14 protein-coding genes are annotated in these 15,902 nt (G+C 36.9%); 7 read left to right on the top strand and 7 right to left on the bottom strand.

Translation table 11 applies throughout. The features are described 5' to 3' along the window. Window positions 1-108: 108 nt before the first annotated feature. The 3 genes from U0033_RS33250 to U0033_RS06245 are packed head-to-tail and all read right to left on the bottom strand — an operon-like array spanning window position 109 to window position 2,024. The gene (locus U0033_RS33250) at window positions 109-366 is read right to left on the bottom strand and encodes a helix-turn-helix domain-containing protein (RefSeq protein WP_072363332.1); all 258 of its coding nucleotides are present in this window, start codon (window positions 364-366) and stop codon (window positions 109-111) included. Further along, window positions 363-1,268, bottom strand: a complete 906-nt coding sequence (locus U0033_RS06250; protein ID WP_072363331.1) for a HEPN domain-containing protein — start codon at window positions 1,266-1,268, stop codon at window positions 363-365. The genes U0033_RS33250 and U0033_RS06250 overlap by 4 nt, the downstream gene beginning before the upstream one ends. A 9-nt stretch (window positions 1,269-1,277) precedes the next feature. Further along, window positions 1,278-2,024, bottom strand: a complete 747-nt coding sequence (locus U0033_RS06245; RefSeq protein WP_072363330.1) for a sensor histidine kinase — start codon at window positions 2,022-2,024, stop codon at window positions 1,278-1,280. 468 nt (window positions 2,025-2,492) lie between these two features. Here U0033_RS06245 and U0033_RS06240 point away from each other — a divergent pair, with 468 nt between their 5' ends. Next, on the top strand, window positions 2,493-2,744 hold the full coding sequence (locus tag U0033_RS06240; protein WP_245801813.1) for a helix-turn-helix transcriptional regulator: 252 nt from the start codon (window positions 2,493-2,495) through the stop codon (window positions 2,742-2,744). 363 nt (window positions 2,745-3,107) lie between these two features. On the opposite strand, the gene U0033_RS06235 is transcribed toward U0033_RS06240, so the two are convergent. The 3 genes from U0033_RS06235 to U0033_RS06225 form a co-directional block, all read right to left on the bottom strand. Continuing rightward, window positions 3,108-4,193, bottom strand: a complete 1,086-nt coding sequence (locus U0033_RS06235) for a PIN domain-containing protein (protein ID WP_072363328.1) — start codon at window positions 4,191-4,193, stop codon at window positions 3,108-3,110. A 163-nt stretch (window positions 4,194-4,356) separates the two neighbouring features. Continuing rightward, entirely contained in the window at window positions 4,357-5,511 is a 1,155-nt protein-coding gene (locus U0033_RS06230) for a hypothetical protein (protein WP_072363327.1), read from the bottom strand. Then, the gene (locus U0033_RS06225; RefSeq protein ID WP_072363326.1) at window positions 5,489-7,456 is read right to left on the bottom strand and encodes an AAA family ATPase; all 1,968 of its coding nucleotides are present in this window, start codon (window positions 7,454-7,456) and stop codon (window positions 5,489-5,491) included. Before U0033_RS06225 ends, U0033_RS06230 begins: the two co-directional genes overlap by 23 nt. 353 nt (window positions 7,457-7,809) lie before the next feature. Here U0033_RS06225 and U0033_RS06220 point away from each other — a divergent pair, with 353 nt between their 5' ends. The 5 genes from U0033_RS06220 to U0033_RS06205 all read left to right on the top strand — a co-directional run bounded on the left by U0033_RS06220 (window position 7,810) and on the right by U0033_RS06205 (window position 11,311). Next, window positions 7,810-8,010: a hypothetical protein gene (locus U0033_RS06220; RefSeq protein WP_072363325.1), complete on the top strand. Its 201-nt coding sequence runs from the start codon at window positions 7,810-7,812 to the stop codon at window positions 8,008-8,010. A 32-nt stretch (window positions 8,011-8,042) separates the two neighbouring features. Beyond that, window positions 8,043-8,360 carry an IS3 family transposase gene (locus tag U0033_RS33245; RefSeq protein ID WP_083571677.1) on the top strand — a complete coding sequence of 106 codons (318 nt, stop codon included), beginning with the start codon at window positions 8,043-8,045 and terminating at the stop codon, window positions 8,358-8,360. 157 nt (window positions 8,361-8,517) lie between these two features. Then, window positions 8,518-8,790, top strand: a complete 273-nt coding sequence (locus U0033_RS06215) for a hypothetical protein (RefSeq protein ID WP_072363323.1) — start codon at window positions 8,518-8,520, stop codon at window positions 8,788-8,790. A 229-nt stretch (window positions 8,791-9,019) separates the two neighbouring features. Continuing rightward, a complete protein-coding gene (locus U0033_RS06210) occupies window positions 9,020-10,624 on the top strand; it encodes a hypothetical protein (RefSeq protein WP_072363322.1) in 1,605 nt (534 codons plus the stop codon). Between the two features lie 471 nt (window positions 10,625-11,095). Then, a complete protein-coding gene (locus tag U0033_RS06205) occupies window positions 11,096-11,311 on the top strand; it encodes a hypothetical protein (RefSeq protein WP_143150811.1) in 216 nt (71 codons plus the stop codon). Between the two features lie 568 nt (window positions 11,312-11,879). Here the strand turns inward: U0033_RS06205 and U0033_RS06200 are convergent. Beyond that, window positions 11,880-12,383: a hypothetical protein gene (locus U0033_RS06200; protein ID WP_072363319.1), complete on the bottom strand. Its 504-nt coding sequence runs from the start codon at window positions 12,381-12,383 to the stop codon at window positions 11,880-11,882. Between the two features lie 1,263 nt (window positions 12,384-13,646). Here U0033_RS06200 and U0033_RS06195 point away from each other — a divergent pair. Next, entirely contained in the window at window positions 13,647-15,902 is a 2,256-nt protein-coding gene (locus tag U0033_RS06195) for an AAA family ATPase (protein WP_218164063.1), read from the top strand.

Here is a 15,902-nt window from a genome sequence, read left to right as displayed (position 1 = left end):
CTAAACGCATGTTCTATTGATTACGAATTGATTTCTTATTAAAAACAATTCAAAAATTTTCACTTCAATTTGAAGCCACAGGAAAAATGGTTAATATAATATTGAAGGCTAGTCACATTCTACGATATCCACCATGTGCACGTTATAGTATTTACAGAGATCACTGAACCTATTCAGGCCAAAGTTTTCATATTGTCCTTTTTCTAATTTACTGATTATACTACGAGACATTTTTGTTGCCTTTGCAACAGCCCTTATACTTTTTCCATTACTCTTGCGTAAATCACATAATTTTTTTCCTATACAAATTAGGTACTTCTGCGCCCTTTCGTTGAGTTCAGTGTTTTTGAAATTACGTCGGCTCATTTTTTATCATATTTTAATGGAAAACTAATTGGCTGATTACTTTCCAGGCTAAGTCGCTTCTTGTCATAAATCTCCTGAGCAATACTTAAAAAATCAGCCACCCTTACCCTCAATATATTTGCTACCTCTACAGACACAACGTATTTATCATTATACCTGGATTCTGAATATGCTCTATTCAAAATATTAAAGAGATCCGTTTCCTCCTTTGTCTGACGAGGAAATACCATTGTAAGAGCTTGTGAGAAATTGCCAATCAGCCCCAACAACCTGGATATATTATGTGTAGTAGGTCGAAATCCCATCATAACCCTCAGTACAGCAGCACAGGCATGCTCTACTGACTGATGCAGGTCAAAAACAGCCTGTTCATACCACCCATTAGTAAAACAAAAGTCCGCTGTAGTTAAAAATCGCTGAGACATTCCAAAATATCTATTCCAGCTATCATTAATCAAGTCTTTCAAATCAGAACAATCACGTTCATTTGCTGCTCCGGGCATTACCGATCCATCAATGTTAAATAATATTGTACCCTGATTATATACCGCTGATATAAACCTGCTGTTATTCTCGAAAGCATTATTAGCAGTTTCCAAATGCTGGGAAATTATAGCAACATTAGCACCCAATGATGTCGCACATTGCTCTGTAAGATCAGATATTTCATGGTTTGATCGCTTCTCATTGCTATTAGTCAAGATCAAAAGATAGAAAGTGGGAATAGGTTTATCACCAAACATATTTGGCTCCCCAAAACAACTCCAATGATTTATGGTATTTATACGATACCCATAGCAAATAATCTTTGCCGGATTAATAGCATTCACAATATTTTGAACTAACTGCGCTAGTAAATTCATGTGGAGCTTTGGCAGATTTTTGAAAGTAATTGTGTCCATATTGTTTAATTATTGTTTAGTTGTTATGCTGGATTGTGAATCGATCATGAATAAAAATGAAGTTCCGCGCTTATCATTCTTACCAAGTAAAAGATCGCCCCCTAGTAGAGTTGCATATAACTTGCTGACATAAAGACCAAGCCCTGTACCTGAAAAGCCGACTTCAAGAGATTGAAATGGTTGAAATAAAAGGTGAATTTTTTCTGCAGGAATACCCTTTCCATGATCAGTAATTTGGAATAAAAGTCGTCCATCGCTCAGGGAACTGACACTAATAGAAATACATGTACCGGAAGGAGCAAACTTAAAAGCGTTATCAATTAGGTTTTTTACTATCTGGCCTAATTTTATCTCATCTGTTGTTATATAATCCGGAACCGTTGTACGGAAATGTGCTTTAATTTTTACAGAACTCAAGGTTGATATAAGGTCATACTGGCGAATCTGTAATTTTAACCAGTGGCGAATATTGATTCGGGCTGGAGCCATTTTAATTGCCACATTATCGTTATAGAATCTGCTTGTAGCCATCATGTTATTTAAAACATGCAGGACATTCATACTCAAAGCATTAACATGAGAGAGATAAAAACACCTATCTTCCTTACTCTCATTCTCGCTCAAAAGCATTTTGCTAACTGTACATATACCTGAAATCTGAGATCTCATTTCATGAGCAAGCATTCCTATAAAAAGATGTGTTGAGAGGATACCATTTGAAGGAACGGCTTTAGATAATGTGCTAATTCCTAACATAAAAAATATTTAGAGGGTAAAAGGCATAGAAAATCTAATCCTATAGCGGGATATAATCTTAACAAGATAACTGGAAATTTTTGGGAAGTTTTTGGGAGGAACGGGCAAAATAAAAGGTGCAGGCAATTCTTACCGGCGCTGAAGGGCTACGACACCCGTGACTCCAAATAAGAACGCCCACACCCATAGTGTGAGCGATTTACCTTATCACCTGGAGTCCTTGAAAGGTCGTAGTTTTCAGCACCAGACATAAAGCAAACACGCTTATAGTATTTTTGTGTTCGCGAAATTACAATTTTCTTTAACAAGTATTGTTCAATATCATTATTTTCATGCGAATACAATTGAGATTAAATAAACATAAAATGGTTTTATTGCTATTTACATAACAATAATAATCATTTTTATTTTATTAATTGTTATTTATTTGATTAAATAAGACTATTTAATGACTATAAAGTAACTTTAATGACTAATTTCCAATTAGTTAAATTTGCTTATAGCCATATAAGAATGAAAAAAACAGAATACAATAGGATAAAAATAGTGTTAGTCGAAAAGAAAAAGACTAATAAGGAGTTAGCAGCCTTTTTGAAAAATAAACCTGAGACGGTTTCTCGTTGGTGTACGAATGATAGTCAGCCCAATATAGCAACGCTGTTTAAGATTGCGAAATTCCTTGGGGTGAAGGCATCTACATTGTTAGTAGATCAAGATTAATTGATAATATATAATTATTGGAAAGAATATCTATTGGCTATAATCGGCAGTAAATTTACACTCCTTTTATAAATGGCTTGGAAATTTATAACCCCGTTGCGTTTTCGGCACCAACTCAAATAAATTAATAATGCAATCTCATATTTTAATAGAAATTACACAGAATGACCATTTTTCAACCACAACCACCTAGAGACAGTAAAAGATTTGAATATCTATTATACGATCTATTGATAAAACGTAAGATACCATATCATTTAAATGTTTGGGCAAACATGGGCATGGACAAAAGGGGATTGATATACTATTAGTTAGAATTTACGATAGTTCAATCATGACAAAATAATGTACCCCTTAGCAAAACTAAAAGACATATAGAAATCCAGGTAACTCATCTGTAATGTTGCTGGAATCAGGAATGGTTGTAGATATTGAGAGGCCCATTATGTCCGTATCTTCCGGTGTGACATCTCTGTCGTAGTATGCTTCTATCTCCAATTCCGCAGTTTGTGTTGTTTCAATCTTGACTTTCGCCCTGCTTTCTTCAAACCCATAATATTTATCATCTTCCTTGTCATAAATACTAGTTGAATAATCATCATAAGTTGCATCTATCTCACATTCGATGTCATAGTCAAATTGAAAAATATATAAGCCATCATTTTCCTTATCTACTATCGAGAAGTCATGTAATTCAGTATTTAAAACCTTAATGCTATTTATTGTTATATCCCACCAAATTTCATCCTTCACCTTATCTTTGAATGTTTTCTTTAACTTTTTAATGATTTGATCTCGTGATATTTCAAATAAGCCAGAGAGCCAGTCAGACAAATCTTTATCATACTGCTTGTTGATTTTGTCCAAGATTGTTTTAACATCAGAAATTGGAATCAAATTATCTGACAAATACCCCTTAAAATCAGCATCATCACTAATTACATACATTTCCTCTCTTTTTTCCGAACACCAATTATCCAACGCAGACAATACAATAGCGTCTGGAAATTCATATTTTTTCTTGCCTGCAGAAAAGGGCTTTTCTTCTTTAAAGTATTTAGTAATTATTGTTTTTAAATTAGCGTATTCATAAGGGATCATTTCAACATTTCCATTCTCAATAAATTCGTCTAACTCTTTTGATAATTTAGCAAAATCTAGTTCAAGGTCTAATTCCGGCAATTCAATATATGCCCTGAAATCAGGCAGATTTCGTAGTATTCTTGCTCTCTTTGAAATATTCTCTTTAAATCTGTTTATTTCTTGCCTAGCATTAATTAGATCCCCTTTTATGTTACTCTGTATCTCACTTTTGGTAATTTCAGTCAGAAAAAGATTTACAATATTAAGGCTGCCCCAATGGGCTAGCCGTTGAAGATTTTTACTTTGAAAGAAATTATTTGAAACAAAAGCCTGTGTGTCGATAAAGATATTTCTGGTCTTCAACATTGATATAAATGTTATATTATCAAAATTCTTCTGAAAATCGGTATTTCTGATCAAAATGCAAAAATAAAAGTGTAGACGCTTTTACATTTTTTGATTCTATCGTAGGTAGGGATGGTATTTTTTATGAAACCGCCGGCACGCTGGGTCAAGGTAGCCAATTGTCTTAAAAGAAACTTTGCAGCACCTGCTGCAAAACATCTTTAGTTAATTTGGCCATCGGCCTTTTATGAAATAAATTTTCGTGATAATAATTACCAAAATAATATTGATAGAATTCCGTTTTATTGGTTCCCAATAAATCAAATAATGAAAAAAGTGCTTTTGACTGGCCCTTACTATACCTGTCCGCTTTTAGTACTAATTCACCGACAATATCTGTATGGGAATTATAGATGTCTTCCAATTTGAAAAGATTGGTATTCCCTTCTTTAAGATTATGAGTTCCATCACTATTTCTTGTTCCGAAAATTTTTCGATATTTAGGAGAATAGGAAGGAATATCTGACTGCAGTACTATCTTATAATTTCTCGGATCACTGATATTCGGATGCAGCCCTGAAATAACCACTCTGAAACTACACCCATTATCGAAGCCTTCCAAATAGGGATGCAGATGCGTCTGATGAGTGATAATTGTCGCCGTTTTCAGATTGGCATTACAATAATAACAAGAGGGTACTAAGTTAAAAAAACTCAGTGCTAAAAAAGGATGTTTTGATTGCGGGAAAAAGTGATCGAATGTTGGTCTTATAATATGCTTGCCGTTTTTATCAATAACCGTATTAATGTAAATCCTGTTGCAATAAGGACACGAATTGATCCCAACAGAAGATGCAATGTTGTAAGCAAAATCGTCAAAGAAGGCATAATCGATTATATCATTGATAATCGGAAAAATAGTATTTTGGTGTTGGCCGTAATTGATATTAAACGTGCTCTGTACATCGGAATCGGCATCATAGGAGTTTATGGCATGAATTAATATCAATTGTCTCAAGTTGTCTACATTATCTAAGAATTCCAATAAGCCAAAAATGGTTTGTTCATGGTCGTTCACCCATTGGTATACATTCGCTGGAACTAAATTGCCAAAATGCGCCAGAGTTTTCATCTTATTATGTTCTAACAAAAAGTTGGCAATTCGCTTCTTTGTTTTTCCGTGTAACGTGTCATTTTGTAGGGCATTTAGTGTACCACTTCCGTACAAGAAATTGAATACTTTTTTATAAAAACGGGCCCTTTCGAGGCATTTAAATTTGACCTGATCAAAGTATTCCTGTGCTACCTGATCAAGATTATGAGTCTCTATTTTGATCATCTGATTTCTGATTTCTGATTTTTTTAAGCATGTCTAACTCGGCAGACCGGTCATCTATTATTTTATTGATCAGGTTAAAATCGGCTCTTGAAGCTATTAGTTCCAGGATCTTGGTTTTAATGAAGCTTTCGCCAACTAAACCCACCTTGTTCTTATAGGTATTATTAAATCTCTCTATAGTAATTATTTTCTCTTTCTTTATTTCTTCGATCAGATTTACAATGAATAACCTAGAATATTCCCCCATTAGACCATCAGACAGAAAAAAAGAATCTGTAAATAGTTCGTGAATATTTGCACCAAAAGTTTCAGTTTGGATTTCATTGTCTGCGACAATGCACTGCCCGGTGATGTTCTTCTTTAGGAAGAGTAAGTTTTGCTTGGGAAGATCAGAAACAATAAAAGGCGAATGCGTAGACAGGATGACTTGTACTTTATTATTGGAAAAGATAAATTTGAGACCATTCACCAAATCGTTTATATAATGCTTCTGCCATTGCGGATGGAAATAAAGATCTCCTTCATCGATCAAAAGCAGCAAGGGCTTCTGCCTGATTTTCTTTTTAATTTCATACAGACGTGAAAAATGGTTCAGCAGTGCTTCTTCACCCGTGCTTAATCCATCGCCCCAGTTAAAGTCTAAAAAACTGGTTTCCTCTCCATAGTTGAAGTCGAATATAATGTCGAGCAAGTTCCATAATTTATCATCCACTTTAAATTGGAAACTTGAAAAGTCATTGCGATAGATCGGGTCGTCCTCTAAGGTTACTTCTGATAATGCAGAAAATAATTTCGTTCCTAATAGATCATGTATAAGCTTAGATTTTTCGGTTTTGTTTTCCTCATTAATTGCCAACCCATCCATAATCCGGCCTATCTCTGCAAATAATTCGACGGATGTTTCCAATAAGCTTTGAATCGTGCCATTAATGTCCCCTGGTGTATAGTGATTGGTTTTAAATAAACGATACCTCAGCGCATAGTAAAATGCGCTGAGGTAAATGAGGTCATAAAATGCTTTTTTTTTGTCTTTATACTGAAATAGTTTATCCCCGGCTCTTTTGTGGAATGCTTCCAGATTTTGTCGGTCTATAAAGAAATTTGACCGTTGAAAGTTTTCTAACAGATATTCATAATCTTCAAAATTGCACCGGATCACAATCGTCGTAGGCAAATTGGGTAATCTACCTGTTTTTCTTTTATTGGCATATGCAATAAACCGGATATTACTTCGCAATTCATTTTTGTAGAAATCTCTCAAATGAGAGGGATAAGGGTCGATTGTTAAGGCCGGCTTCTTTTTATTACCCTGCTTTACCGCACTCCTTTCGACAGACAAAATATAATGTTGAAGACAGTCGTCCAAACGCTGTCTGGTAGACTGATTCAATATTCCGTTGTAGACTTCTTCTCTATGGCTGTCAAAATTGCTACTCAGGAAAGCACAAGGAAAATTAGCAAATTCAAAATCCAGCCCCCTTGTTTTACCATGCTCCCCAGCTAACGTTACCAATGAGTATGGCTTTGCCTCTGCCACAATATAACGCTCCTGAACCTTTTTTGTCCCTTGAAGAATTACATTAAGCGTAACCATACTGCTTAGTCCACCTTTCTGATAATAATAAGTATAGATAGTATTTTTGTCCAGGTCAAGAAATGAAAAAATAAGGGGAGAAAGTAAGCGAGGCAACTGGCCATACATCATTTTCAAACAATGCATTAAAGTAGATTTACCGGAACCGTTCTTTCCGACAATTCCCGTAATGTTGGATACCTGGGGCGGAAAAATGTTTTGATAATTTTCATTTAAACCAATTTCTATTATGTATGACCTACTTTTACTATTTCCACTATCAGTTATCGTGAAATCAAACTGTCCGCTAAAATTAAAGGGTTGTTGCCGGATTCTCCTGAAGTCTTCTATCCATAGAAATAATAATTCCATATTGTGGGCAAAGTTTTGATTCCTAAGGTATAAATATATATCAAAGAATACGCTCTTTATATCATTTATAATCTATACCCTTAAAGTTAATATTATTTTCCATGGCCTAATTCCTATAGAATTCCCTTTCATCGACAAGGGTATATATTATTTTTTTAATACAAATAAGCTTACCGGTTGGATCAAAACCAATACAGCTCACCCAAACCGTGTTATAAATTTCCACCACCATTCCCTGCATTATATATGCAAAAGTTCCTTTGCATCTTTAAATGGCAATTCATCTTTTATATGTGCCATGTTTTTATCAATATAATTGCATAGACTGTCTTATTAGTCTTCTGCTACTTGACATGGTCCGTCGTTGGGCCAAAGAGCATGACGAAGCAGGCAACCGCAATTTCCCGGGAAATGGGAAGCAGGATCTCACACCAGAGCAGAAAGAGATCCAGGAGCTTGAGAAAGCTTTACAACAAGCAGAAATGGAAATCAAAATCCTAAAAAAGGCGGTAATCATCTTCTCCAAGGAAGACAACAAATATTCAGGTTCATAAAGGACCATCAGTCAGAATTTGATGTTGAGACGATGTGTATGGTTTTCAAAGTAAGTCGCAGTGGTTATTATAATTGGCTTACAAGGAAACCATCTTTACTTGTCAGAAATAGGGAGCATATTAGTGAAAAGGTTGAAATAATCTTTCATCAAAGTAAAGGTCGGTATGGAAGCCCCAAGATAGCGAAGGAGCCCAAATCCCAGGGATTGTATGCATCCAGACTGAGAGTAGCACGAATAATGAAGAAGAAAGGCCATCGCGGCTTTATTATGGGCAAATTAAAGTTTGTACGACTGATAGTAATCTATAATCTCGAAGTATCCGAAAATCTCCTAATAGAGAGTTCATAGGTGTGTATACTTATTTGGCTGTTTTTAACATGGCATTAACCGATGGATGTCTTAATTTTTTTAAATTGCAGCGCCCTCATCTAACATCTGAGGCGGCTTACTATACAGCTATGGCAGGTAATCTCAGCAAAGGATAAAACAGGTAATTTTAATTATTATGAGTCCAAAAAAACAAATGCTCAGAGACAGTATTGTTGAATTGTTGAAGTCCAATCCAAAAGTAGACGGAGCACCACCACAAATGGTTACAGTGTTGCTTGTTCGAGTATTGGAAAGTAGCCCATATTCCTATGAGCGAAACATGATAAACGATGAATTGGCATCAATGGTATCAGACGGATTTATCAGACAGGATTCAACTCATACTGTTTACTACGAGGATGGGATTATTACTAGTGCAGAAGGAGATGGCTTCTTTCCGGGCATCTAGCATTGTTGAGGAATAACATATGCTTTAATGCGGAGATTGTGTTGGCGATTATGTGGGAATAGGGACGTCCGCAATCCGATTTAAGTAAGGAGGAGGTCAATGGCCTCCTCCTTACTTTACAGATTTCTTTAAGTACGCAAAAAGAGTGCGCATGCAACATCGTTATTTGTACAGCGGATCACTGGAACGGACCTGGATTTTATTATACTGAATTTTAAATCGGCTATACATGGAAAAAAGCGTCTTTTTGTTGGAAAATGGGTTTAGGGAGGTGGAGCGGAAATTTGTTAAAGATGGGTGGATCGATATTTGCCGCGACGGCAACGGTACTGAGGGATGGACTTTCTGCTGTTTGGTTGCACCATCAAAACTCAAGAATTTCCTCAAGGATCGTAGCTGGGGTGTTGAAAAGGGAAGCGAGGGTAGACCCTGCATATTTGGCCCAGCTAATGAGAACGACTGTATTTATCAGCCGTTTTGTAATGAAGGTTTTGAGCCTTTTTTATATTATAAGAGATTTAGCTATGTAAATGAACGGTATATTGATGTGTCGGAAGAATTCGTCAACTATTTTCAGCTATATGAGCAAGGTGAATCTAAACAAAAAAGGTCTTATTATTTTTTCGATGAAGTAGGAAATAAAGAGGAAGTGCTAAAAGTTACTCCTGAAGGAGTAAAGGTGAAACAGCGTTTTCTAATAGAATATATCTCTGTCCGGCAGATGCATTTTTCAATCGCATTCTCATTTGAAGTTATGGAAGACTTGCCGATAGCGGAATATGTAAGGTTTCACAGGGATGAAGATTACGTAACTGATGATGGAAACTATAATCACTTGGTCCGCGTCGTGCCAGGCTCCGGACAAATGCAAAGCTGGCTTCTTGGTAAGGTGATCATAAAATATGATCCGAAGCGGATACATAATACTTGGTATGATCCTCAATATGATCATGAAGAGTTTATCATAGGTTATGATGACAATGGGGATTTGAAACGGGTTCCTTGTGATTCTGAAGAGCATGAACATTTCTGCCCCGTCTTTTTCAAGAAGGATGTTTTGACGAAATATTATAATGATCCCGTGAAATATGAGGTAAATGGTTTCAATTTGTCCTGCCAGGCCTTTAGCCTAAAGATGGATAACAATGGTGATGAATATGTTACTGTCTTTTTGAATGATTTAAGAATGCTTCCACAAAAGGAGCAATTGCACTGGAAACATTATAATATAGTCCGTGAGGACGGAATGGGTATCAGTGGCTCTTATTATGACACCATGGTAAATGGTAGTTGGGCTAGAAAGTCGGACGCTCTAGATATACGATTTAAGCAGGAATACCAGTCATTCAATAAAACGTGGTTCGAAAAGTACGGTTGGCACTTTTATAAGCAACCGTCTGGTGCCGATATTCATTTGTTTAACGGTCTGCATCTGCCGGCCGATAATAGTGTTGTTTCCTTCTGTAATCAAATATTAACAGTAGTAAAGTTTACAATTGACAGTTTGAACGAGGAAATGCTGGTGAAAGATCTGCCGAAGATTGAGATGGAGAAAGGTATTGCCAAATTTGAGCGCTTTATAAAACATAAAGGGCATGATTTGCCATACATGTTTTCATTTTTGAAGCATTTGCAGGATCTCCGCTCAAGCCTTATTGCTCATAAATTCAGCGAATCTAATAAGAATGCTAAACGGGCTTTGGCATATTTCGAAATGAAGCATGATAATTATCGAGAGGTGGCAATTACCATTATCGGTAAATCTTTGTGGACGGTAAATACCTTGAGACGGTTGTTTTTGGAGCCGGTTGAAGACGGCACAGATTTATGTTGAGAAAATGATGCTATTTAATTGATGGTAAAAGGATATGAGTACTAGAAGTAAGGAAATTAATTAACGTAGGCGGACGGAGGTTATGTATCGCATATTGGCTACCGCTTTAACGGCATATAATACGGTCAGCTATTTAACACGTGAACGGACAGGGATTGCAGTAGAAATTATCAACAAGCGAATGTTTTTGCGTTAGCTGGTGGAAATTAGTTGGCGAACCTTTATTATCGAGTGTGCTAAGTTATTTGCAAAGCGAAACTCCGAGTTGTTCAATTTAAATGCATATCTGGCTGCACTTGAGCGTAATGATGAAGATAGCGACCGTACTTCAGTGCAGGCTGAGCAAATTGTCGCCTGGAAAAATCGGTTAGAGCAACCGGCATGTTTGATAGACAATATATTAAAGCAGCGAGACAAAGAGTATAACCATACCGATGATGATTTTGAAATCATTAAAATAATCTCACCTAATTGGATGCCAAGGAATTATTATCGCTTGCCAATGAGATGTTATATCAAGTAAGACTCCAGGTATTTGGAGAATCATTCGTCATTGATGGCCATGATCCTATTGTTCAAGACTTGAAGAAGTTGGGGGACGGACCGGTTGAGCAGTGTAAAGTAGAGATTAATTTTCAAATTGATCATTGCAAAAGTATGGGGATAGATCCTATTGAAATAGGGTAACCTTCAGACTATTTTTAGTTGTCGAACGATACAGTAGGCAATTTCAAAGGCCTATTTCCGGAAGCGGTTGATGCTAAATACCATGACATAACGGATAACGGATAGAACTAGGAGTAATTATTCTGATATTGCAAGGGATTTTGCATCCCGGGGCTTCAGTCTTTTTTCATAGAGAATGTTGTACACCAACCGAAAGGATTCTACCATATGTTGTAGAACACCGCCCGGACGGCTTACCATATCCAGCGGTAGAGTGAATCGTACCCTCAGCAGTTGCGGATAGCTTGGGCTTTGTCAACAAAGACTTCTAACATTGTGTAATGCGAATGGATGAGCAGATTGTCCCGGCACTATAAAGTACAATTCTCTGATTTTATATAGCGGTGCTGGTTCTTCGTGTTTGCAGGTGTCATATATTAACCGTTTATGCTCATTTGCGACGCAATGGAAAGACAATATTTTTATTTCGCCTAAATATTTAGCAAATCAAAGACAGTTTATTTTGTATTGTTGGGAATATAATAGAATTTTCTCAGGTGTTACAAGCTATTTGCTTTTGAATACACATTTAGCACTTCTTTTGCAAGTAATATCCGCGCTGCTTACATCGTACCCACATAACGATGATTGCAGGTATCACGACTGCATGGTAGTGCCAGTCCATGCTATTTTTTATCAATATCAGTATGCCGCCGATCAGCACTGTAGTAAGCAATGTTCGGGAGAAAGCATAGATAGCGTTAAAATCTTCGATACGGGTGTCTTTCACACCAGCAACATTGCGCATGGCTATAGCAAACAGTTCATCGTTTTTGGGATTTGCACCTGCTGCCTTTCCTACTAAATTTGCTCTGAGCGCTACGTGATGATATAATTTGATCTTCCATGTGCCTTTCCCATCAAGAAGCCGATTTGACGGCTTACCACCCCACGTAAAGAAATAAATTACTTCCAACCATGAACCTAATGTATTTACTATATAACCGAGCAAGAATGCAATAGCTGTATACCCGATCACATAGTCTTTATCATAAGGCAGGTTTAGGAAATACTGTAAACCCAACTGCATCATAAAGCCCGAACTAATGAGGAAAATATGTCGTATGCTTTGAATGTCATTTGGTTGAAAATTGTCCTAAAGGATATAAAGGATATGCCTGAAATTTCGAAGAGTACACAGGTGAGCCATAGCCACGGTGCGCTCTATAATCCCTAGCAAAGTCAAAATTTTTAACGTAGATGGTAAAGCCGTCGGGCATTATATCAAAAATTATATACCCCGCCTGATTATTGGTGATCCTTGTTTGCGGATAGCAATCATAGGCTAAATGTTCCGCAGCGGCGTTTCCGAAAATGGTATATCGAGGTTTTATTATTTTCAGAAAGTCATAACTACGTCCTGAATCGCGTCCGTGATGCGGAGCGAATAAGACATGAACGTTTGATATCTCGTCTCTATGATGCTTTAAAATATATTCCCATGTGCCATTTTCACTATCGCCAGCGAACAGGAACTTCCAATGACCGCCGTCTGATCTCGGCGGTGTATAAAGCAGTACATATGAGGCATCATTATAATTACCAGTTTCATTTGCAGTACTCAGCAGGCTTTTGTCGGGCTTATAACCTTTATATAATCGTCGGCGTAATATTGACCTGCGGCACCGGTATATAGGGTCAGTCGTGTGGTATCAAGTTGTGAGGCCCGTATCCTCTTATAAAACTCCCAGTCTTCTCTGTTATATCCTCCAAATGACCATTTCCCGCAAGGGCCGGATGGGTGATTGTTTTGTCAATGTTACCACAAACTGCAAATTACTAAAAACATTAGTATTTTTCCTGTATTTATTCGTTCTAAGTACCTGATTATTAACTATAATTCACCTTATTGGATTATAAAATTGTAGAATTTATTGCAACTTCATAATCAAATCCCAAAAACATGTGATTCAGTCAAAGGTAACAGTCATTCACACTACAATTACAAATACCATAACTTCTCTATCTGTAACATTTTCGTAGTATTTGTCTCTTTAGCCTGATGTTCAACGAACAAATACGTTATAAGATACGTTTTTATATGATGTATTAAAGTTGAAGATTGTATTAATCACTCCGGGTTCTTCATTTCCATTGACGCCTGTTGGTTATCTTATTAAAGGTTTACTTAATTTCATTACAGTTATGTTTGACCACGGCATTAATTTCTTATCCTCTTTAATTTTTAAGCCTTTTCCCTCCTCACTTATCCATTTTCTAGCACTTTTAACTCCTAACCATCACAACAACTGCATTTATGAAGATTGCATGCTTGAAGATTCAAAATTTCCGTCGCTTGAAGAAGACTGTAACTGAGATTGAGCCTGATATTTCAATATTTGTAGGCTCAAATAATAGCGGTAAAACATCTGCAGCCCATGCAGTAGATATTTTTATTAATGGAAAAAAAGATGTTTTGTCGATATATGATTTTACCAGTTATTGTTGGGCAGAAATAAATAAAATGGGCGATGACCCACAAAAAAGTATTCAGGATGAAATTGAGCTACCCTGTATAACATTAGATTTATGGTTTACAATTGAAGACAATGACCTCCACCGAGTTTTAGATCTTTTACCAGAGATGTCTTATAAAGGGAAAGTTTTAGGAGCCCGAATTCAATTTCAACCTAAAAATAGCCAGGAGACGTTCAAAAGGTATAGCGAAGTAAAACAAAAAGCTTCTCAATATGCAGCTGAAGATGCAAATAAGAGCTACGCGCCGTGGCCTAAAAATTTAGTTGATTACCTCGGAAAAGATTTACAGGATGAGTATGAATTTAAGTACTTTCCATTGGATCGTTCGAAGTTTGATGATGACTTTGAGCAGCAGGCGGAGTATAAACCTTTTTCTTTTCCTCCGGATAAGGGTAAATCACTGGTTAAATCGTTAGTACGTATTGATATTTTGCACGCACAGCGATATCTTTCAGATCAGGCTGCTAACGGACGTTCCGAAGATCTTTCGAAATGTTTAAGTAGGTTTTACAAAAGAAATCTTCAGAAAAGAGAAGAGGATCACACTGCATTGAGCGCTTTGTTTGATTCAGAGGTTCAGTTTAATGATCATCTGAAAAATGTATTTAAAGAAACACTCGAAAAACTAAAGGAGCTAGGTTATCCCGGCATTCTAAATCCGCACCTGGTAATCCGATCAGCCCTTAATCCAACCCTGATAATGAGCCAGGACACAAAAGTCCACTATTCACTGGATGGTAAAGATGATTCTGTAACATTGCCCGATAATTATAGTGGTTTAGGGTTTAAAAACCTTATTTATATGGTGGTGGAACTGTTAGACATTCAGGCCCGTTGGGTTGAAGAAGAAGAGAACAGGGCATTATTACAATTAATTGTTATCGAAGAGCCGGAAGCTCATTTACATGCCCAACTACAGCAGGTTTTTATACGACAAATACTTAATATTCTTAAAATCGAAGGTCAGGATGCTGAATACTACAGTACTCAGTTGATTTTAACCACGCATTCTGCACAAATATTATTCGAAAAAGGGTTCAAACCTATAAGGTACTTTAGAAGGGAAGGAGATGCAGGTACTGGTCAGCATTCCACTTCGTTAAACGTTTCAAGATTTTACAAGGACAATCCTCATAGCGACTTTTTGGAAAGGTATATGAAACTCACCCACTGCGATCTGTTTTTCGCAGATGCTGCAATTCTGGTTGAAGGAACAGTAGAAAGGATATTACTACCTCTGATGATTGAAAAATGTGCAACAGATTTACAAAGCTCTTATGCTAGTATCCTGGAAGTGGGAGGTGCTTACGCTTTCCGATTTAAAAGATTGTTGGAATTTTTGGGAATCCCTGCTCTGATAGTAACGGACCTTGACAGTGTAAATCAACGCAAGGATGAAAAAGTAGATGAAAAGGTGGGTAAAGAAATCGACGAGGAAGTGGATGAAGAAGATGGTGAAATTGGAGAGTTTGAACTTGAAATAGAAAATACATCTGGTGAAACAGAGGGCCAACCGGCCACGGTTAAATATAAAATTGGGAAGGCGTGTATGGCCAACACTGCCGATGCTATTACCTCCAATCAGACGCTGATACAATGGTTACCGAAAAAAACATTGATAAAGGAATTATTGGCTGTGGAGGATACTGAACTATTACAGGAGCCAGGGCCTGCCACAAAAACTACTGTGCTGGTTACATATCAAAGAGAAATCTTGGTAAAATTGAATAAGGATGAGGCTAAGATTGCGGGAAGAACTCTCGAAGAGGCCTTTGCTTTAGAAAATACGGTCTGGTGTCAGGATATCAAGCGGAGCCATCTTGGATTAAGATTTAAACGACAACCAACCACTGTTTTGGAGTTGGCAGAAAAAATCCATAAGCGTGTAAAATCAACCACATTTAACAAAACAAGTTTTGCCTTAGGTGTTATGGCTGAAGACCCGAAAGAATGGAATGTCCCTACTTACATAAAACAGGGTTTGGTTTGGCTTGCAGCACAAATAACACCAAGTGCCCCCCCGATCAATCCCTCAATGGAGAAATCAATTCTTCCTTACAAAACCAAAGTTTAA

The organism is Chitinophaga sancti, from assembly GCF_034424315.1.
GTDB lineage: Bacteria > Bacteroidota > Bacteroidia > Chitinophagales > Chitinophagaceae > Chitinophaga > Chitinophaga sancti.
Note: the sequence above shows the minus strand (reverse complement) of the source record. Positions and strands in the feature narration are given on the sequence as shown.